At 71.4% G+C, this 20154-nt stretch carries 15 protein-coding genes; 3 read left to right on the plus strand and 12 right to left on the minus strand.

Going from position 1 to position 20154, the window contains the following annotated elements:
• Positions 1-94 precede the first annotated feature (94 nt).
• From fgd to GFJ45_RS03120, 6 genes are all read right to left on the minus strand, one after another.
• Positions 95-1099, minus strand: coding sequence for a glucose-6-phosphate dehydrogenase (coenzyme-F420) (fgd, locus tag GFJ45_RS03095; protein WP_153394039.1), 1005 nt, complete (start codon positions 1097-1099; stop codon positions 95-97).
• 4 nt (positions 1100-1103) lie between these two features.
• Positions 1104-3716, minus strand: a complete 2613-nt coding sequence (locus GFJ45_RS03100; RefSeq protein WP_153394041.1) for a DUF4153 domain-containing protein — start codon at positions 3714-3716, stop codon at positions 1104-1106.
• Between the two features lie 3 nt (positions 3717-3719).
• Positions 3720-4415, minus strand: coding sequence for a response regulator transcription factor (locus GFJ45_RS03105; RefSeq protein WP_153394043.1), 696 nt, complete (start codon positions 4413-4415; stop codon positions 3720-3722).
• 113 nt (positions 4416-4528) lie between these two features.
• Complete coding sequence (locus GFJ45_RS03110) at positions 4529-5386, minus strand: G1 family glutamic endopeptidase (protein ID WP_194288488.1); 858 nt, start codon at positions 5384-5386, stop codon at positions 4529-4531.
• Positions 5387-5505: 119 nt separating this feature from the next.
• Positions 5506-6597, minus strand: a complete 1092-nt coding sequence (locus GFJ45_RS03115) for an alpha/beta hydrolase family protein (protein ID WP_194288489.1) — start codon at positions 6595-6597, stop codon at positions 5506-5508.
• 339 nt (positions 6598-6936) lie between these two features.
• On the minus strand, positions 6937-7491 hold the full coding sequence (locus GFJ45_RS03120) for a hypothetical protein (RefSeq protein WP_153394049.1): 555 nt from the start codon (positions 7489-7491) through the stop codon (positions 6937-6939).
• 213 nt (positions 7492-7704) lie between these two features.
• On the opposite strand from GFJ45_RS03120, the gene GFJ45_RS03125 reads away from it, so the two are divergent.
• The 3 genes from GFJ45_RS03125 to GFJ45_RS03135 all read left to right on the plus strand — a co-directional run bounded on the left by GFJ45_RS03125 (position 7705) and on the right by GFJ45_RS03135 (position 12147).
• A complete protein-coding gene (locus GFJ45_RS03125; protein ID WP_153394051.1) occupies positions 7705-9186 on the plus strand; it encodes a purple acid phosphatase family protein in 1482 nt (493 codons plus the stop codon).
• 179 nt (positions 9187-9365) lie between these two features.
• The gene (locus GFJ45_RS16240; RefSeq protein WP_228386406.1) at positions 9366-9518 is read left to right on the plus strand and encodes a GNAT family N-acetyltransferase; all 153 of its coding nucleotides are present in this window, start codon (positions 9366-9368) and stop codon (positions 9516-9518) included.
• Positions 9519-10017: 499 nt separating this feature from the next.
• Positions 10018-12147, plus strand: a complete 2130-nt coding sequence (locus GFJ45_RS03135) for a DEAD/DEAH box helicase (protein WP_153394053.1) — start codon at positions 10018-10020, stop codon at positions 12145-12147.
• A gap of 123 nt (positions 12148-12270) precedes the next feature.
• Here the strand turns inward: GFJ45_RS03135 and GFJ45_RS03140 are convergent, their stop codons facing one another.
• The 6 genes from GFJ45_RS03140 to GFJ45_RS03165 all read right to left on the minus strand — a co-directional run bounded on the left by GFJ45_RS03140 (position 12271) and on the right by GFJ45_RS03165 (position 20153).
• Positions 12271-13695 carry a phage tail sheath family protein gene (locus GFJ45_RS03140; RefSeq protein ID WP_194288490.1) on the minus strand — a complete coding sequence of 475 codons (1425 nt, stop codon included), beginning with the start codon at positions 13693-13695 and terminating at the stop codon, positions 12271-12273.
• 211 nt (positions 13696-13906) lie between these two features.
• A complete protein-coding gene (locus GFJ45_RS03145; RefSeq protein ID WP_153394057.1) occupies positions 13907-15544 on the minus strand; it encodes an FAD-binding oxidoreductase in 1638 nt (545 codons plus the stop codon).
• A 498-nt stretch (positions 15545-16042) separates the two neighbouring features.
• Positions 16043-16339 carry a hypothetical protein gene (locus tag GFJ45_RS03150; RefSeq protein WP_228386401.1) on the minus strand — a complete coding sequence of 99 codons (297 nt, stop codon included), beginning with the start codon at positions 16337-16339 and terminating at the stop codon, positions 16043-16045.
• A gap of 285 nt (positions 16340-16624) precedes the next feature.
• The gene (locus GFJ45_RS03155) at positions 16625-17815 is read right to left on the minus strand and encodes an acyl-CoA dehydrogenase family protein (RefSeq protein WP_153394061.1); all 1191 of its coding nucleotides are present in this window, start codon (positions 17813-17815) and stop codon (positions 16625-16627) included.
• A gap of 122 nt (positions 17816-17937) precedes the next feature.
• Positions 17938-19143, minus strand: a complete 1206-nt coding sequence (locus GFJ45_RS03160; protein WP_153394063.1) for a mandelate racemase/muconate lactonizing enzyme family protein — start codon at positions 19141-19143, stop codon at positions 17938-17940.
• Between the two features lie 38 nt (positions 19144-19181).
• Positions 19182-20153 carry a 2-hydroxyacid dehydrogenase gene (locus GFJ45_RS03165; protein ID WP_153394065.1) on the minus strand — a complete coding sequence of 324 codons (972 nt, stop codon included), beginning with the start codon at positions 20151-20153 and terminating at the stop codon, positions 19182-19184.
• Position 20154 lies beyond the last annotated feature (1 nt).

Below are 20154 nucleotides of genomic sequence, written 5' to 3' on the forward strand. Positions count from 1 at the left end.
TGCACCCGGGCGAACCAGCCCGCTGACCACCGGGTTGCGCCCACAGCACAAGGGACCCGCACAGCGGCAGCAGCGCCGCCGGCTGGCGCGGCCGCTACCCCGCCTCACGCAGCAGCGGCAGCACGTCCTCGGTGACCTGCTCGAGGTAGCGGCGCTGGTCGCCACCCGGCCCGTGCAGCACGAGATGGGTGAACCCGGCGTCGAGGTAGGGCCGGATCTGCTCGACGGCCTCCGCGGGCTCCGAGGCGACGATCCAGCGCTCGGTAACCCGGTCGATGGGCAGCTGGTCGGCCAGCCGCTCCATCTCCCGCGGGCTGGACACGCCGTGCTTCTCCTCCGCGCTCAGCGACAGCGGCGCCCAGAACCGGCAGTTCTCCAGCGCCTGGTCCGGGTCGCGGTCGTAGGAGAGCTTCAGCTCCAGCATCCGGTCGACCCCGGCGGCATCCCGCCCGCCCGCCTCCGCGCCCTCCGCCACTGCGGGCAGCAGCTTGTCGGTGTAGAGGTCCATCCCCTTGCCGCTGGTGCAGATCATCCCGTCACCGACGCGGCCGGCGTACTTGGCGACGACCGGCCCCCCGGCGGCGACGTAGACCGGCACCGGCTGCGCGGGCCGGTCGTAGATGGCGGCGTCGACCGTCGTGTACCAGTCCCCCTCGAAGCTGACCGACTCCTCGGTCCACAGCGCCCGCATCAGCCGCACCGACTCGCGCAACCGGCCGAACCGCTCCTTGAACCCTGGCCACTCCCGGCCGCTCACCGCGATCTCGTTGAGCGCCTCCCCCGTGCCCACGCCCAGGAACACCCGTCCCTGCGTCAGCAGCGACATCGTCGCGAACGCCTGCGCGACCACCGCCGGGTTGTAGCGGAACGTCGGCGTGAGCACGCTGGTGCCGATGCGCACCCGCGAGGTCCGCTCCCCCACGGCCGCCACCCACGCCAGCGAGAACGGCGCGTGCCCGCCCTCGACCCGCCACGGCAGGAAGTGATCGCTGGTGGTGACGCTGTCGAAGCCGCACTCCTCGGCGAGCACCGCGTACTCCACCAGGTCGCGCGGGCCGAACTGCTCCGCGGAGGCCTTGTACCCGATCTGCAGACTCATTGGCTCACTCTCCCACCTGGGCCGGGCAGCCGCCGGGGGGTGCGTCGAGGCCGTCGTAGCCGCGGACCTCCGCAGCCCGGGCACGACCGAGGTTCCACTCGAGCCAGTCGTCCGTGCCGGGCCCGTCCTGCCCGGGCACCACGCACCGCGCCAGCTCGGCCGGCAGGCCCTGCTCCATCACCGGTGTCGCGTCCGCCCCGAGGGTGGAGAGGTAGTCCAGGTCCAGCTTGCCGGTCGCGTGGTAGCGCTCGATGTTCTGCTGGGCCACCCACGCCTCGGGGTTGGCCAGGCCGATCACCAGCAGCATGGCGGCGCCGGAGGCGAGCGCCGCCCGGGGCAGCCACCACCCGGACATCCGCACCCCGGCCACCAGGACCAACACCACCAGCAGCCCGAGCCAGACCTCGAAGGCGTCCACCAGCACCCGCATCACGGTGAAGCCGTAGGCCTGCTGGTAGACGGCCATCCGGAACAGCGCCGAGGCGACCACCACCAGCGTGAGCACGCACAGCGTGCCCAGGACCAGGCGTAGCAGCCGCCGGTCGCGCCCGGTGGCCCGCGGTGCCTTGCGCACCGCCAGCGCGATGGTCGCCAGTGTCAGCGCCGTGGCCACGGTGAGCTGGGCGAAGCCCTGGTGCACGTAGTCGGCGTAGCTCATCCCGGTGGTCCGCCGCACGAAGTCGTGGCCGCCCCACATCGCCGAGGCCTGCGCCACCAGGAACATCAGGAACACCGCCACGACCACCCCGACGGGCACCAGCCACTCCCACACCCGGGCCACCGGCTGGGCGGGGGGCATCGCGACCCGCTCCACCCGGGGCGGGTTGAGCGCCAGGTAGCAGCCCGCGAGGACGACCCCGCCGACGACGAACCACACGAACGCGCGCAGCACCAGGGTGTCGGCCAGCTGCACGTCGGGGAGGATGCGGGAGGCCCAGGAGCCGAACACGGCATCCCCGGAGGCGAACAGCCCGCCGAACACGACGAGCGCCACGACCGAGAGCGCCGCGGTCCGCAGCACCGACCACAGCGTCCGGTGACGGCTGGTCGCGGCCAGGGTGCGGCCGAGCAGCGGCAGCCCGCGGACACCGCTGAGCACCCAGGCGGCTCCGCCGACGAGCATCGGCACCAGCCGCCTCGCGCCGGTGAGCGAGGTGGTGACGAGGGCCACGGCGGCCAGCACGGCGAGGACGGCCAGCCACTCGGCGGCCCGCAGCACGACCAGCGACGCCAGACCGAGGCAGAGCACGGTCGCCAGCCGGGTCCACGGCCGGCGGCGGTGGACCGACAGCGCCAGCACCAGGCCGCCGGACAGCAGCAGCACCAGCAGGGTGCCCAGGCCGAGGGCGCGCTCGGGCAGGATCGCGGCGGCCAGCGCGCCGATCGCGATGGCGGCCGCCACCGGCAGCGGCGCGGTCCGGAGCCCCCGCTCCGGCCAGTAGTCACCGAACAGCGTGTCGACGAACGAGGGCAGCGGGACGCCCGCCTCGCTCGCGGGGGTGGTGTCCTGGTGTGTCCGGGTGGTCACGGGGGTCTCCTCGGGGATCGGTGCGGGAACGGATGCGGGAGCGGAGGCAAGGCCCGCCTGGTCGCGCGGCTCGGGGCTGCGCGGTAGCAGCGCCCGCACCCGGGCCCCCGTCACGCCGTCTGTCGGGGGCAGCGCCGCGATGGACCCGCCGTGCAGCTGGCAGACCCAGCTGGCGATCGCCAGTCCGAGCCCGGTGCCGCCGCTGCTGTCGTCACCGACCCCGAACCGGGTGAAGACCCGCTCGGCCTGCTCGGCCGGGATGCCAGGACCGTCGTCGGTCACCTCCAGCGACCAGCGGTCCCCCGCCTCCGCGGTGGCGCGCACGCGCACCACCCCGTCGGCCGGGCTGTGCCGCACCGCGTTGTCGAGCAGGTTCGCCGCCAGCTGCGCGAGCCGCGCGGCATCGGCGCGAACTTCCAGACCGGGCGGCTCCACCGAGGTCTCCAGCCGCACGGCCCGCCCGCCGACCGTGGCCTCGGCGGCCGCCTGCTCGAGAAGCTCGGCGACCGAGACCGGTGCCAGGGTGAGCGGCACTGCGCCGCCGTCGACCCGGCTGATGTCGAGCAGCTCGGCCACCAGGGCACTGAGCCGCTCGGACTGCGCCAGCGCGGTCTGCAGGGCGTCGTCGTCCGGGCTCACCACGCCGTCGACGAGGTTCTCCAGCAGGGCGCGTTGCGCGGACAGGGGCGTGCGTAGCTCGTGCGAGACGGTGGCCACGACCTGCCGGCGCTGCTGGTCGGCGGTGGCCAGGTCGGCGGACATGGTGTTGAACGCCCGCGCCAGCCGGCCCACCTCGTCGGCCGAGGTGGCGGTGACCCGGGCGGAGTAGTCACCGGTGGCCATCTGGCCGGCAGCGGTGGTCATCTCCCGCAGCGGCGAGGTCATTCCCCGGGCCAGCCACTGGCTGACGCCCAGCGCTGCGGCCAGTGTCACCGGCAGCGTCAGCCATCCCGGGACGCCCGCCCGGTCGCCCACCTCGAGCACCACCACGGCCGCGATGATGCTGAGCGCGACGAGCAGGCCGATCTTGACGGTGATGGAGGCCACCCCGTCCAGGGGCCGGTCGGTGCGCACGCGGTTGCCGGCCATCGCTCAGCCCTCCAGCGCGTAGCCGACGCCGTGGACGGTGCGCACCCGGGCGGACCCGATCTTGGCGCGCAGCGACTTCACGTGGCTGTCCAGGGTGCGGGTTCCGCGGGCGTCGGCCCAGCCCCAGACCTCGGTCATCAGCGACTCGCGGCTGTGCACCGCGCCGGGGTGCTCGGCCAGCATCGCGAGCAGGTCGAACTCCAGCGGGGTGAGGTGCACCTCCGACCCGTCCAGCTGGACCCGCCGAGCGGCGCGGTCGACCACGAGGTCACCGACCGTCAGGGCCGGCTGTCTGGTCGCGGCCAGCTCGGCGGCCCGGTCGACGCGCCGTAGCAGCGCCTTCACCCGGGCGACGACCTCGCGCATGCTGAACGGCTTGGTCACGTAGTCGTCGGCGCCGACGCTCAGGCCGACGAGGACGTCGGTCTCCTCGACCTTGGCGGTGAGCATGAGGACCGGCACCGGCCGCTGCGCCTGCATCCGCCGGCACACCTCCAGGCCGTCCATCCCGGGCAGCATCAGGTCCAGCAGCACCAGGTCAGGCTGGTGGTCGTCGTAGGCCGCCAGCGCCGACAGACCGTCGAGCGCCCGCGCCACCTCGAACCCCTCGGCGGTGAGGCGGTCTGCCAGCGCCTGGTTGATCGTCGGGTCGTCCTCGACGACCAGCAGCCTCCGCGCCGTCCCACTCCCCTGCGTCATACCGTTGAGACTAGGAGCGCACGCCTGGTCAGCGTGGGCGCGACGTGTGGAGATTGCGTGAAGGTGGGACGGTGGCAGCTCGCGGCCCCGGGAGCCCCCCGCGTCGGTGTCGCTCAGGCCGCGTGCACTGCCTTGAACCCGAAGTCGTTGAGCCGGAACGGCCTGGCCAGCACCGTGCCGTTGCGGTCCACCATCGTCACCGCCTGGCCGCCGGTGAGTGAGCGAGCACCCGAGGTCGTGTAGGCCGAGATCTCGTCGAAGTAGATGACGCCGAACTGCGCAAGCGGGTTGAACGGAGCGTCACTGGCCCCTCGGCTGATGCCGGCACTGACCGTGACGGCAGGCGGGAAGCCGGCGTCGAAGCTGAAGTTCACGGTCTGCGACCGGGTCTCGTTCGCCAGCACGTAGTTGGCCCGGCCCGGCGGCTTGGTCTCCAGGCACATCGATCCGCTGATGACGTCACCGGGCTGGACCGGCAGGCCGACGCTGCTCATGCCGAGGGCGGTGAGGCTGGCGGCGACGTTCTGGGCGGAGTCGACGGTCATCTCGACGTGGACGTCGAGGAACCCGAGGCTGACGAACGTCTGGAACCGGTTGGCACCGTGCTGGGAGGGGACGTGGCGCAGGTTCGGCACCGTCCAGGTCACGAACAGCGCGGTGAACGGCGCACCGACGCTGGTGAGGGTGAAGCCGCAGTGCTCGGTGGGTTCCAGGCCGAGCGCCTGCGCCGTTGTCCCCCTCGCCTCGGCCGTCACGGACCTCGGGGCCTGCGCCTGCAGGTGCTCGAAGGTCCGGTAGCGGCGCGCCTGCTGGTCCCAAAGCGCCGCCAGACCAGGCTGGGTCTGCGGGTCGGGCCGCTGCGGGACGGCGTACCTGGCCAGCTCCTCCTGGCTCGCAGCGAGCGGGTCGAACTCCCTCGGTGGCGGGGCCGTCTCGATCGTCTCGCGGCTGGGGCGCTCCTGGTCGTTCACGGCCCTCTCCCTTCCCACCTCCGGCGCTGTGGCCCGGAGATGGAGTACCTGATCCACGGTAGTGCGCCGCAGAGCTGCCGCACCAGAGCCGGGACCGGTTTCCGCCCGGCCGCCGGGCCTCAGTCGTGGACCAGCTCGCCGGCGTCGCCGCCGACCACCCAGCGCAAGGTGACCCCGCAGTCGTCCCTGGAGGGCACGCCCTTCCAGGCCAGCAGGTGTCCGCCTGCGTAGAACTGCTGTTCCGTGGTCAGGTACGACGGGAAGAAGCGCGGCGGGCGGAGGCTGCGTCCGATGACGAACAGCTTGAAGGGCCCCCAGCCCACCACGGGCACGCCCTCCGGGCGGAGGTACCGGGTAAGGAAGCAGGCCACGATGTCGGCCGCCAGCATCGGCGTCAGCGTGCAGGTCCCACGCTGCGGCCGGCCGTTCAGCTCGTCACACGCCGATCGTCCCTTCGGCAGGTAGTCCCAGTGCCCCGCGTGGTGGAACTCGGCGACGTGGGCCGGCGAGGTGAGGCGGTCCCACTGGGAGACCTGCACTCCGAATACCTCGAGCCCCAAGTCACCACCCCAGGTGAACAAGGTCGGCATCGTCGAGCGGTGCATCGCACCTGGCACCTCTACCCCGCTGAGCGACACGTAGGCCGCGTAGGAATCCGGCGCCTCAGCCGCTACGTGTCCCAGCAGCCCGCCACCCCAGGAGTGCCCGACGAGCGCCGTCGCCGGCGCCGGCATCACCATCCCGCCGTGCTCCCAGCCGGTCCGCGCCCACGCAGCGATCTCACTGATCAGCTGCTGTTCCGCCTCGTTGCCCGACGGCGCCCCGAGGTCCAGCTCCGGGACGATCACGACGTACCCGGACCGCGCCAGGACCGCGGGCAGCTCGAACCACTTCTGGTAGTGGTCCTCGTCCGGCGGGCAGGAGCCGTGCGCCAGGATCACCAAGGGATAGCGGCCGCAGCCCTCCAGGATCTGGGCGTGCTGCGGGGACCCGTCCAGGGACGGGAACCAGACCCGCACCGGGTGGCCTGTGCTGGTCGCCGACGTGTCCTGGTAGCCGTAGAACACCGGCGCGAACACCGACGGCTTCCATGAGATCGGGCAGGACGGGCTGGGGTCGCGGAAGACGCCGTCCTTCCAGCGGTCGACCAGTCGGCCCCACCCGCGGTGCAGGCTCCGCCCCCGGGAACGGAGAGCCTCTGGTGCGCCCATCGCCCTCATCTCCTGTCGAGAAGGTGCGCCTGTGAAGTGAGACTAGCCCTGCATCGCCCACCGACGGGAGGCCCGCCAATGGGTGGTGATTGATAGCTTGAGCAGAGACGTGGTCGTCCTGTCCAAGAGCACGCGCCACATCCAAGTCGAGATTCAGGAAGGCGGCACTCACACAGCGGCGAGGGCGGCACTCCGAACTCGAGACGGCACTGAGATGCAGGCCCCGGGGCGAGAAGGCTACCCAGGCGGGCCCGGCGGGTCTCACCGCCCATCACCGGCCACCTTCACTCGCTCACGCCAGCAGCGGACGTCCGATTCCGCCGATGAGCGTGGGGTGCCTCAGCGGTGGAACGGGGCGTGAAACTCCACGTTGCCTGGTCCCAGCACCTCGGTGTGTTCCTGGTTCGCGCCGTACTCGGTCCAGTCCCAGCGCCCTCCTCGGATCGTCACACGGAGGACGCGTTCTTCCGACGACGTGGCTTCCGCTTCCAGCGTGAGCACCTGCGTGCCGTCCAGGCGGATCAGCACGTCGCCCCCCTCCGTCGCGACCTCCGTCAGCTGATGCCAGTTGTCGTGTGGCCGACCAAACCAGCCGGACGGAAGGCGGAGACTGGCGACCTCATGGTCCGCGAAGAAGGCGACAACGGCCCCCGCGATGGCCGCCAGTGTCTCCATCCACCCGGCTCGGTACTCGGCGAAAGAGACCGGCGGCGCTGTGCCGCCCGGATTGTCGTCGTTTCCGAACTCGAAGCCGCAGGTCGGGCACACCTCGTAGGACGGCTGTCCCAGGAAATCCTCGTATGGCGGGGTGAGCGGGGCACCGTCGGGCGGCGGCCAGGTCGCATGGGGCTTGGCCGTCAGGTTCTGTGAACCACACACCGGGCACTCGTACACGGTCGAGAGTCTTCCATCCGGCGCACACGCTCATGCCGCACTGAGCATGGCCGCACGCTACTGCCGCGTCCGCGGCGGCCGTGCCGAGGAGCGGACCGGCATCGGGGCCGCAGCCGGGTCGGCTCAGCTCGGTGCACCTCCGGGTCCGTGCCGTCGGCGTCCGGGTCAGGTAGCAGACACCGGACGGACCGTCCGCCGCGTAGCCTGGGCGGGGTGTCGACACCTACCGCCGGTGCCAGCGCAGGTACGGCCACGGAGGGTGGGCAGGTACGCGACGTACGTCGGGAGCCCTTCGTCGTCCTCGCCGACCTCGCCCACGACCGAGCACTGGTGACCTGGGGCGCCTTCTACTTCGTCCGGCATGATGCCGACCAACGGTGGGCGATCGTGGAAGACCACCACCTGGCAGACCTGGTCGACCGGCGCAGCTGCATCGGCACCGAGGCGGAACCGTTCGGTGACACCACCGTGGAGGTGATGGATTCCTCGGGTGCCGTGGTCGCGCAGGCGTGGACGGCGGAGCACACCTGGGTCTGGGTCGAGGGGCTGGAGCCGGACACCGAATACCACTACCGCGTGAGCGTCGACGGTGAGTGCTGGGGCGAGGCGGAGCTGTGGGATACGCTGCCGGACCGACGTGGCGGCTATGACCTGATGCCCTCGGGCAGGACCTACGACCTCCGGTTCCGCACCTGGCCGCACCCCGATAACCCCAGCCCGCCGTTGCAGTTCGTCGCTCTGGGCGACTATGGCGTGGGGATCCGCTCGGACTCTGAATCCACGCGGCGACAGCGACGCATCGCCGAGGTCCTCGACCAGCTGGTCACTGACAGCGACATGAGGTTCGTCATCTCGCTCGGCGACAACATCTACGAGGGAGAGATCGGCGAGGTCGGCGACAACAGCGGCGGCGAGGACGACGACTGGTACTCCAGCTACTACGCCCCCTACCGGTACGCCCTGGCTCAGATCCCGTTCTTCCCGGCGATCGGCAACCATGACACGAGCGACACCGAGTTCAGCGACGATCGAGCACAGCTCGAGGACAACTTCCACCTGCAGCAGCGCTTCGGGAACACGGCCGGACGGTCCTCGGTCGACCCAGGACTGTTCTACCGGCTGCGCTATGGCCGCGACGTCGAGCTCGTCGCGATCGACACCTCCGTGGACAGCGGCAGCGACGGCGAGCACCGGCACTTCCAGGCCGCACACCACCGGCAGTGGCTCCAGGAGGTCTTCGCCACCGACGACGTGCGCTGGCGGATCCCCTTCTCCCACCACCCCGCCTACTGCGCCGGACCCAAGCACCCCAACGACCAGGAGATCTGCGAGGAGCTGACTCCCCTGTTCGCCACCGGGGGCGTCCGACTGGTGCTAGCCGGGCACGAGCACAACTTCCAGATCAGCGAGGTCGACGGCCGCACGTACGCCATCTCCGGCGCCGGAGGGAAGATCCGCGAGGAATCCCCCGAGGACTTCGAACAGGCCGGCACCACCGCCTGGTCCGGCCAGTCCCACCTGCTGCTGGTGGAGATTGACGGTGAGGAGGCGCGGCTGACGCCCATCAGCGGGCTGCTGCCCGACGGCACCCCTCACCTCATGACCGCGATGAACCCACAGGACCACATCATCCGGCCGCCGTTCGTGATCACCGAGAACGGCGTCGTGCCAACATCCGTCAGCACCAACCCATGACCACAGCAAGTTTCGACGCAGCTAGCAGCCCACTCTGACCGCGCTTCCCGCCCTATCCTCCCGCTCGGGTGCCTGTCGGGAGGAAGCCGGTCGACGGCTGCAACCGGGGTGACTGCATCCTGTGCTCATGAAACTGCCGCTGGTCATGCCACCAGCAGCCGGGACTCGCCAGACAAGCCCTGAGCGCGCTCACGGACTTCGCGTGGACGCTGCCTGACCTACACCGGGTCGAGGTATACATCGAGCCGTGGAACGTCGCTTCACAGAAGGACTGCCACGACAGCCGGCTACCAGCGCAAGGGAATGCTCAAAAGCCACTAGGAGACTGGTGACCGCCGAGTCGACATGCTGCTGTACGCCACCGCCCGACCCAAGGCTGAGACATCCTGAACTGCCGCTGTCGGCGCTAGCGTCCGACCATGCCGCGGCGAGGGCGGGCGCGGAGCCCCACGAGGGCTCGGGTCTAGCCCACCACCAGATGCTGGTGACCGTCGATCCTCTTGCAACCAGGGAACGGTGACCCTAGGTTGGCGTCACGCCCGCGGCACTTGTCCGCTCAAACGGGTCGAGCTGGAACGCGAATGTCGTTGCGGCACCTGAAGGGCCGGGGGAGCGCCGTCCCGAGGCCGACAAGCGCCTGACACGCGGTACGCTGGTGGTGCTATCGCGGCTGAACACGTCCGACGCGTCGATCTGTGGAGATCCGCTGGACACGTTTGCCCCCAGGACCTTTCGAGCCAAGGCTGCTCGGAGGTCCATCGCCGCGCTGCGGGTGCGGCCCGGGCTCGGTCTCGGCGCACAAAGTGACCGGATCGCTCCAAGGAGGAGTTCGTGGCTCGAGGAGCCCAGCGTCAGAACGGCGCACGCACGCGCACGCATCGGCCCCGCCACGACAATGACGGCATCATCCCCGTGCTCGCCAAGGTCGCCCGCGAGGTCGAGTCCGCGGTCCAGCGTGGTCGCACGCTGCCGTCGATCCGGACCAAGTTCCAGGTGGTGGGGCTCCTCATGCGCGAGGAACGCGCCCGCGTCAAGGCGGACGAAGCGAAGCCCGGGACCCGGCGCGCCGAGGAACTAAAGCGCCTCGACGGCATCGCCACCATCCTGGCAACAACGGCCGCCCGGGACACCTCCCTGTTTGGGCTGCTTGCCGACGACGCCGTCATCACAGACCGCGCGCGGTCCCTGCGCCACGAGCTTTTGGAGGCGGCCGGCATCGAGGTGGCGCCTGAGCCCGCCGAGCCGCCCGAGCCGGCCGAGCCCACGCCGGCCGTGCAGCGCCGGGTGGTGCCCCCGTCGGTGGTGTCTCGCCAGCTTGCCAACCCCTTCCTCGAACCCGACTACTCTGCCGCCGCCAAGCTCACCGTCAAGCCCCGCCGTCTCGCCGGCTGGGAGCTCATCGGGCCGCTGCTGAAGTCCTTCGAGGATGGCGGGGCGTTGTCGTGCATGGATCTGCCAGAGCCGGTCAGCACCCGCGTGGCCGGTGGGCTGGAACTCATGCCGCACCAGGTGAGGTTGGTCGCCGCCGCTGCTGCGGGGCACCGGACGTTCCTGCTCGCCGACGAGCCCGGTCTGGGCAAGACGGCGCAGGCGCTGCTCGCCGCGGAGGCGGCGGGCGCCTACCCGTTGCTCGTGGTCGTGCCGAACGTGGTGAAGATGAACTGGGCGCGCGAGGCCACGCGTTGGACGCCCAACCACCCCGCGACGGTGGTCTACGGCGACGGCGGCACGATCGACGGCTTCGCGGACATCATCATCGTCAACTACGAGGTGCTCGACCGGCACGTGGGCTGGCTCGGGGATCTGGGTCTGCGCGGGATGGTGGTCGACGAGGCGCATTACATTAAGAACCCGAAGTCGCAGCGGTCCCAGAACGTGCTGCAGCTCTCCGAGCGCATCCGCACGCGGACCGGCAACCCGCTGCTCATGGCCCTCACCGGCACACCGCTGATCAACGATATCGAGGACTTCACGGCGATCTGGCGGTTCCTCGGCTGGGTCGACGAGACCAAGCCGGTCGGTGAGCTGATGGGGGCGCTCGAGGAGATCGGTCTGACACCGGCCGACCGGGGCTTCTCCGCCGCTGCTCGCGCGGCCGTCATTGACCGCGGCATCGTCCGACGACGCAAGGTGGACGTGGCCGCCGACCTGCCCGCCCGCCGCGTGGCCGACGTCCCCATCGAGGTCGACGACGAGGCCGGACGGTCCATCCGGGCCGCCGAGCAGCGCCTCGCCCGTCGCCTCGTCGGGCGCTATGAGCGGGCGCTGGAGGCGCGGCCCTCGGGCGCCGTCGTCGAGGGCATCGACCACGTCCTTGTGCGCCAGGTGGCCACGCGGGAGCGGGCGAACAAGACCACGAAGAAGTCGGACGAGAACGTGTTCACCATGATGCGGCGCATCGGCCAGGCGAAGGCCGGCCTCGCGGCCGAGTACGCCGCTCAGCTCGCCCGCAGCGCCGGCAAGGTCGTCTTCTTCGCCAAGCACATCGACGTCATGGACACCGCCGAGGCAACCTTCGCCAAGCGGGGCATCAGGTACGCCTCCATCCGCGGCGACCAGACGGCATCGGCCCGGCAGAAGCACATCGACGCGTTCACCAACGACCCGGACGTCGCCGTCGCCGTGTGCTCATTGACGGCCGCCGGCGTCGGCGTCAACCTGCAGGTCGCCTCGAACATGGTGCTCGGGGAGCTGTCATGGACCGACGCCGAGCAAACCCAGGCCATCGACCGCGTCCACCGCATCGGACAGGACGAGCCGGTCACGGCGTGGCGGATCATCGCCACGCAGACCCTTGACACGCGAATCGCCGAGCTCATCGACAGCAAGGCAGGGCTGGCCGCTCGGGCGCTCGACGGGGCAGACAAGGACATCTCCGACTCCTCCGACGTGCAGCTCGAGGCGCTCGTGACGCTTCTCGAAAAGGCGTTGGAAGAGCGGATCAACAGGCAAGCCTCCTGACGCCCAACGATGCAACCCGCGAGGACGCCGCCGACCACAACCTGCAGGGCGACCCCGACCCCACCTACCCCGACGGCCACGCCACTCAACGCCCTCGGCACGGACTGACCCCGCCTCCACTGGTCACCTTGGGTCATCGCGCCAGCCGCGCCGGCGCGACCCCGGGTGCTGGCGCCGCCACCGCACCTCCACGCCCCGGTCGCGCGCCATCCGCTCGATCAGGTAGCTCACCTCCTGGCTGGCGTACCGGTCGTGGGCGTCACGCACCGTCGTCCGCTTGCCGAACAACGCGTCCGCTTCGTCGAACAGCACCACCTCCCCGGCCCGCTCGGCCTCGTCGAACAGCCGAGCGAGGTTCTTCTCCGTCTCGCCGATGTACCTCGAGACCACCTTGCCCAGATCGACCGCACGCACTGGCGGCTGCGGGGCGACCGCAGAGCCGGGTGCCGGGGCCGGATCATCGGTCGGTGACGGCACACCGGCCTGCAGACGCAGCGTGTGGACGTCGAACTCGGCCGGCTTCACCGGGGCCAGCCACACCGACAGCACCACCTGCCCGGCGGCCACATCGGCCTCGGTCATCGTCTCCCCCGGTCCGCACCGCACCCCGTATGCCTGCTCCGGCTTGCTGCCCTGCAGCGCGCCCTGCCGCCACAGCCCGGCAAGGAACTCCTCGGTCAGCTGCCGGACCCGCGCCCACAACGCCGCGTCGCTCGGCTCCTCCTGCACGAACCGCAGCCCGGCGGACAGCGAGCCCAGCACGTGGTCGGTGAGTCGCCGCACGTTGAGATAACGCGAGGCCGGCTCGGCGGTCTGCGCCCCGGCCAGCGTCCGCGCGCCCCAGACCAGTCGGCCCCGGCCGGGGAACTCCCGCAGCGCGTTGACACCAGCCTGGGTCAGCCGCTCGGTCTCCTGGGAGCCGAGCGCCTCGACCAGCCCGTCCAGCCCGTCCAGCTCGACGCCCGCGGGCGCCTTCCACACTCCGCGCCCTGCGTCGGTGCGCGCGATGACCCCGGCGACCGCCCCGGACGGCGGCACCCTCACGCCTGCGCTGACGACCCACGGATGGTATGCCGCAGCCCGCTCGCGGTGCTCGCTCACCTGCTGCAGCACAGCCTCGGTCTCAGACCCCCACGGGCCAGGAGGTAGGTCGAGCACCAACACGGCGCCGTATGCCGCACAGCGGGCCAGCGCCGCCCGCACCTGGTCGGGATGGTCGGCGGTCAGGCCAGGCAGCGCCAACACCGTGACGCCCGAGCCGTCGAGGGAATGCACGCCCCCGCGACCCTGTGCCGGCACCAGTTGCTCCGGCGCCGGACCCTCCGCGCGGACGACCACGGCGCTGGTGCCGCCGTTGGCGAAGAACAGGTCCACCGCGTGACCGAGCGGACGGTCCCCATCAAGGCTGGGCCCGAAGATGGCGTGGTACTCCGCGGCGCTGGTGACCGGGACCGGCGTGTTAACCGGCCCGGCGTCCGCGACCCCGACGAACCCGGTGACCGACGTGGGCAGCGGCCGGATGGCGGTGCCTGCGATGCCTGGCTCCACGGGCGGCATAGGTCATTGAAGCGCCGTCGGGTCGCAGCGCGCCACCCCCGGGCGCACGCTCCGCGCGGGAAAGAGTCCGGGACTCCCGCCAAGAAGAGGTGCTGGTTCAGCGGCTACGGCGGGCGACTTGCGCGAGGGTGTCCCGATCCGGACCTGCCGCACGGAGCAGGTGGCCTTCGGCACCTCGCACCATGCCGCGGAGGCACTGCCCTCAGACGTAGCGGGCGAGGAAGCTGTTGCGGAAACGGGCCGAGGGGTCGTACCGGCGCTTGATGGCGAAGAACTCGTCGAGCCGTGGATACGCCTGCTGGACCTGTTCTCTGGTGTAGTGCTGCTGGTAGGGCAGGTAGAACGTGCCGCCGAGGTCGAGTGAGGACTCGACCAGCGCGCGGGTGAGGTCCGCCATGTCGGCGTTGCCGGCGTCGCTGGTCGCCTGGCTGAGATAGAGCACGAGCGAGAACCGCTCCCCCTGCGCATAGTCCAGCACGATGTCCTCGCGGTCGACAGATCGGATGGAGGCGCTCAACAGCCGGGCGTCGTGCGTGCCCAGCTGTGCGCGCAGCTCGTCCAGGAAGGGGGCGAGCTGGTCGTGTGGCAGGAAGTACTCATGCAGGACGTCGGTGTACTGCGGCAGCCGGTTCTGCAGGAATCCTAGGCTTTCGTACATCGCCTGGTTGCGCGCCACCATGCAGGCCTCAGCCTCACGCAGGGCCTCGTTGCGGGCCTGGACGCACCCGCGCACCCGTGGCAGCAGCTCTCGCTGTGCTGTCCACTTGAGGCGCTGGCCCAGATCACCGGTCCGGGCGAGGTTGAAGACCAGTCGGCTGAACCGGTCCGAGCTGCGCTCCCTCAATGCGGGGATCGGCTCGGCGACGTCGACCCGCTCGTAGGAGTACACGATCGCCTCTCGGAGCAAGCTCGTCGGAGCGGTGGACAGGTGCGTGTAGGTGAGCCGGACCGAGTCGTCACCCGCGATGTCAGAGGCGAAGACGTCCGGGAACTCCCGGTAGTCCACGACCCGGCTCCGCAGGCGGTACATCTCGCTGTCCACGAGCTCCAGCTCCACCTCCAGGATGACCCCGAACAGCCCGTAGCCACCGACCACGGCACGGAACAGGTCCGGCTGCTGCTCGCGGCTGACCCGGTGCACCCTGCCGTCGGCAAGCATCACGCGCAGAGCCCGGATCGTCGAGGACAGGCTCCCGGCCCGGAAGTCCAGGCCGTGGGCGTTGACGGAGACGGTGCCCCCCACGCTGAGCACGTCGACGCTCGGCATCGTCGAGACCGACAACCCCACCGGGTGGACCGCCTCGAGCACCTGATGCCACGTCGCACCGGCCTGCACCGTGGCGGTCCGCCGGTCCTCATCCACTGTCACCTGACTGAACGCCCGCATGTCCAGGACCAGTCCGCCCGGGTAGGAGGCCTGACCACCCATGGCATGCTGGGTGCCTGCGACGGAGACGGCCAGGTCGTGCTCCTCGGCGAAGGCCAGCGCAGCCCGGACGTCGGCGACGCTGCGCGCGCGGACCACGCCGAACACCGGAGTTCGGGTGAGGCAGCTGGCGTCGCTGACGGCGCCGCCCCGCTGCTCGAGCAGGCCGGTGTACGACGCCGCGGCCGGGCGGGCAGGGCTACCTGTCGCCGGCCAGGGAACGGGCGACGGCACGGCACTGACCACACACTCCTTCGGGCTGAGCGGGGCGCCGGACCACAGGGCGTACTGCGGGCCCGCGAGGACGAGGACCAGCAGGAGCACCAGCGCGACGAGGGTCAGCCGGGCCGATCGGCGGCGCTGCCGGTGACGTGCCGGGCCCCGGTGCCGGGTGCTCTGCGGGCGGCGCGCCATCTGAGCAGCTCAGAACGAGTCGAGGAAGGCAGTCAGGGCGACGGGATACGCCTCGGCACCCGCGCCCCGCCAGCCGAGGTGGCTCACCGTCCGCAAGAGTCCCCTATCGGCGCGGTGAGGGCTACCACCGCCACCGGTGCGGCCGGCAGGTTGTTCACGTCGCACGGGGGACGCGCTGGCAGTCCACGGACTCATGACTCATTCAACCCCTTCCCAGCAGCGTCCGCCATAACCCGCTGGTCGGGTCCACCGCGCGCGACTGCCGCCTGGCGCGCGCTCCCCCGGAGCTCGTCGCCCATGTCCCCGGCATCACCCCGGCTCCCCTCAACTCACGGACGACGTCCGCGATCTCCAGGACTCCCACGCCCAGATCCGAGCAGGAGCAGTCGAAGGTCTAGCCGCACCACAACTGAGGAGCCGCCGAGGGTGAGAAAGGGGGTTGACCCGTCCGGCTGCCACAGCACCTCACCAGGCAGTCTCGTCCTCGACCCGACTTTGCTAGGGCACCGGCTGGGCCATCGCCGGGTTGATGAGGAGAATCACCAGCAGGTAGAGCGCGACGGCGAGCGCCAGCACTACCGCCACTCGGCGGCCCTTCCCCACCAGCGCTGCCCGCAGCGCGGCACCGGCGGCGAGGAGAGCCAGCACCAAACCGGGAACCGCCCAAGGCGCGACCAGCTGCAGGTCTCGGCCCTCGGCGTTCCCGCCCACACCGGCGACCATGCTGCCCAAGATGGCCACGCCGAAAGCGGCCACCACGAAGGCCACCCAGGGGACGAGCCGCCCCAGCCTCACCCACCCGTCGAGTTCGGTGCTGCCCCTTGTCATCATGCGATCGCCTCCAGCGCATCTCGCCAGGTAGGCCCGCTCCGGACGCAGGCGGCCTGACCCTGTGACGCCGCCGGCGAGCGCCCGGTTCCAGCCGCGGACGTCGGCCTAGTCAGGGTTTGGCCCGCTCAGCCATGTGTCCGCGGTGCCGCCCTGCCTGTCCGTCTGGACGGCGAACAGCTCTCTGTCGACCTCGAGCGTGACGGACCCAGCGAGAGGCCAGGATCCCTGCTGGTGACACCCTCGGTTTGCCTACCGGAAGGCGGCCTGGCCGGTCAGTGCCTGGCCGACGACGAGGGCGTGCATCTCCTCGGTCCCCTCGTAGGTGAGCACCGACTCCAGGTTGTTGGCGTGCCGCATGACCGGGTACTCCGCCGAGATGCCGTTGGCTCCCAGCACGGTGCGCGCGGTGCGGCAGATCTCGATGGCCTTCGACACGTTGTTGAGCTTGCCCACGCTGACCTGGTCCGAGCGCAGGCCGTCGCGGTCCTTGAGCCGGCCCAGGTGGAGCGCCAGCAGCGTGCCGGTCACGAGCTCACCGTTCAGCTGCGCCAGCTTGTGCTGGGTGAGCTGGAAGCCGGCGATCGGACGGCCGAACTGCACCCGCTGCTGGGAGTACTCCAGCGCCGCCTGGAAGGCACTGCGGGCAGCTCCCATCGACCCCCAGATGATCCCGTAGCGGGCCTCGTTCAGGCACGACAGCGGTCCCTTCAGCCCGCGCACCTCCGGCAGCACCGCGTCCGCCGGGAGTCGGACGCTCTCCAGCACCAGCTCGCTGGTCACCGAGGCACGCAGCGACATCTTCCCGGTGATCTCCGGTGCCGAGAACCCCGGGGCGTCGGTCGGCACCACGAACCCACGGATCCCGCCGTGCTCCTCCCCCGCGTTGGCCCACACCACGGCGACGTCGGCGATCGAGCCGTTGGTGATCCACATCTTCGACCCGTCCAGCACCCAGTCATCGCCGTCCCGCCGTGCCCGGGTGCGCATGCCGCCCGGGTCCGAGCCGTGGTCCGGCTCGGTGAGGCCGAAGCAGCCGATCGCCTCCCCGGTGGCCATGGCGGGCAGCCACTGCTGCTTCTGCTCCTCCGAGCCCCACCGCCAGATCGCGAACATCGCCAGGGAGCCCTGCACCGACACCAGCGACCGGATCCCGGAGTCGGAGGCCTCCAGCTCCAGGCACGCCAGCCCGTAGTCGACGGCCGACATCCCCGCGCAGCCGTACCCCTCCAGGTGCATCCCCAGCAGGCCGACGGCGCCGAGCTCCTTGGCCAGCTCGCGCGCCGGCAGCCGGCCGTCCTCGTACCACTGCGCGACGTAGGGGTCGACCGACCGCTCGCAGGCGGTGCGCACCGCCTGCCGCACCGCCTTCTCGTCGTCGGTGAGGACCCCGTCGATGTCGACCAGGTCCAGGGGCCGGGGCGTGCTTCGGTTGCTCTTCATGGCCTCTCGCGTCCGCTCGTGGGCTCGGTGACGTGCTGCCATGACAGCACGGCCAGCTGCGCCCTGCCCGGCGGGGTAGCGGCCAGCGCGCCCGAGCGGCGACCGGTCCGGTGAGCCCGCCGCTACAGCGTGCTGTCGACGACGACCGCGTCCTGCCGGGCGACCAGGTCGGGCGCCAGCTCGATGCCGTGTCCCGGCGCGTCGCTGGGGGTGATGGTGCCGTCCTCGATGACCGGCAGCTGCACCACCAGGTCGCGGTACCAGGAGGTGTAGAACGCCCGCACCGTCTCCTGGATGAAGCCGTTGGCGAAGTGGGCCGACAGGTGCGCCGAGGTGGCCAGCACCACCGGTCCGGTGCAGTCGTGCGGGGCGATCGGCAGCCCGTGGGCCTCGGCGATCGCGGCCACCCGTCGAGCGGCGGTGACCCCGCCCAGCCAGCCGACGTCCACCATCGCGATCCCGGCGGCGCCCGCGCCGAAGAGCCGGCGGAAGTTGGTGGTCCCCGCGACGGTCTCACTGAGGGTGAGCGGGGTGCGGGTCTGGTCGGCGACCCGCCGCAGCCCGTCGACCTCCTGGGTGGGCATCAGGTCCTCGTACCAGAACGGCCGGTACTCGTCGGCGGCCTCGGTGATCCGCAGCGCCGCCGGCAGGTTCCACATCGAGTGGAACTCCAGCATCACGTCCATCGCATCACCCACCCGCTCGCGGACCTGCCGCAGCGGCTCCAGGCCCTCCCGCAGCTGGGTGTTGGTGATGAACTGGCCGTGGTTCTGCTCCGCGATCTGGTCGAACGGCCAGATCTTCATCGCCGTGACGCCCTGCTCCAGCAGGCTCTCCGCCAGCGTGCCGGCGTCGGTGAGGAAGGCGTGCAGGTCCTCGTAGGGACCAGCGGCCTGCTCCCCCGGCAGTCCCCAGTTGGCCGAGCCGACGCCGGTGCCGGCGCCGCGGACGTACTGGTAGCCGGCGCAGGTGTTGTAGATGCGCACCCGCTCCCGGGACCGCCCGCCGAGCAGCTGGCAGAGCGGCTGGCCGGTCACCTTGCCGAACAGGTCCCACAGCGCGATGTCGACCGCGGAGTTGCCGCGGCTCTCCACGCCCGCGCCGCTACGGCCCAGGACGCCGGACAGCCGCCGGGCGTGGTCCTCGATCGCCAGCGGGTCGGTGCCCAGCAGCATCGGCGCGACCGTCTCGTGGATGTAGGCCTCGACCGCGGCCGCCCCGATGTAGGTCTCACCCAGGCCCACCACGCCGTCGTCGGTCTCGACCAGGACGTGGATCAGGTTCGGGTGCTCGGGAAGCCGCAGGGTGCGGATGCGCTGGATCTTCACGTGGTCCTCTCAGGTAGCGGCGGCGCGCTCGGCGCGCGTCACCGGACTCGGTGGTGCACGTCCTGCCCGGCGGCGAACCGGGCGAGGTTGGCGCCGATCTCCCGGGCCCGCCGGCGGAAGGTCTCCTCCGTGACCCCGGACACGTGCGGGGTGAAGACGACGTTGTCGAGCTCGGCGAAGGGCAGCGAGGCCGGCAGGTCGACCCGTCCCGGAGCCGGCGGCGGCCGCCACCACACGTCGAGGGCGGCGCCGGCGATGGTGCGGTCCCGCAGCGCGGCGTAGAGCGCCTCCTCCTCCACCACGGCCCCCCGGGCGACGTTGACCAGGTAGGCCTCCGGCCGCATCGCTGCCAGCTGCTCGCGGCCGATCATGCCGCGGGTCTCCTCCGACAGCGGCACGCACACCACGACGACGTCCGAGCTCGCGAGCAGGTCGGGCAGCTGCTCCGGGCCGCCCAGCGACTCGAGCCACTCGTCCGGCTGCCGGGCCGGCGAGCGGCGGACTGCCTGCGGGCGCATGCCGAGCGCGTGGGTGAGCCGGGCGATCTCCTGGCCGATGTGGCCGTACCCGACGATGCCCACCCGCTGACCGGTCAGCGTGCGGCTGAGCGGCAGCGCGGGGTCCCGCGCGGGGTTGGCCCAGTGCCCGCGCCGCAGCGCCTGGTCCGCCGGGAGCAGCTGGCGCTGCAGCGCCAGCACCGCCATGAGGACGTGCTCGGCGATGGAGCGCTCGTGCTCGAAGACGTTGGCGACGACGACCGAGTCGTCCAGCGCCGAGAGGTCGATGGCGTCCACGCCGGCCCCGGCCGACTGCACCAAGCCCAGCCCGGAGCCCGCGGCCGCCAGCTGCGCCGGCAGCCGGCTGCCGACGAAGGCGTCCGCGCCGGCGAGGGCGGAGGCGAGGGCCTCCTCCTCATCCGGCCCGTGGTAGCTCCACGTGGCCTCCGGACCGGCCGCTTCCAGCTCTTCAGCGAACCGCTCCAGGGAACGGTCGGCGACGACGACGCGCATG

It is taken from the genome of Ornithinicoccus halotolerans, assembly GCF_009602535.1.
GTDB lineage: Bacteria > Actinomycetota > Actinomycetes > Actinomycetales > Dermatophilaceae > Ornithinicoccus > Ornithinicoccus halotolerans.

Excerpts from the sequence above, each read along its gene's own strand:
- fgd (WP_153394039.1), bottom strand. The coding sequence starts at position 1,099 with ATGAGTCTGCAGATCGGGTACAAGGCCTCCGCGGAGCAGTTCGGCCCG.
- GFJ45_RS03155 (WP_153394061.1), bottom strand. The coding sequence starts at position 17,815 with ATGAAGAGCAACCGAAGCACGCCCCGGCCCCTGGACCTGGTCGACATC.
- GFJ45_RS03115 (WP_194288489.1), bottom strand. The coding sequence starts at position 6,597 with ATGGGCGCACCAGAGGCTCTCCGTTCCCGGGGGCGGAGCCTGCACCGC.
- GFJ45_RS03165 (WP_153394065.1), bottom strand. The coding sequence starts at position 20,153 with ATGCGCGTCGTCGTCGCCGACCGTTCCCTGGAGCGGTTCGCTGAAGAG.
- GFJ45_RS03100 (WP_153394041.1), bottom strand. The coding sequence starts at position 3,716 with ATGGCCGGCAACCGCGTGCGCACCGACCGGCCCCTGGACGGGGTGGCC.
- GFJ45_RS03145 (WP_153394057.1), bottom strand. The coding sequence starts at position 15,544 with ATGGCGCGCCGCCCGCAGAGCACCCGGCACCGGGGCCCGGCACGTCAC.
- GFJ45_RS03105 (WP_153394043.1), bottom strand. The coding sequence starts at position 4,415 with ATGACGCAGGGGAGTGGGACGGCGCGGAGGCTGCTGGTCGTCGAGGAC.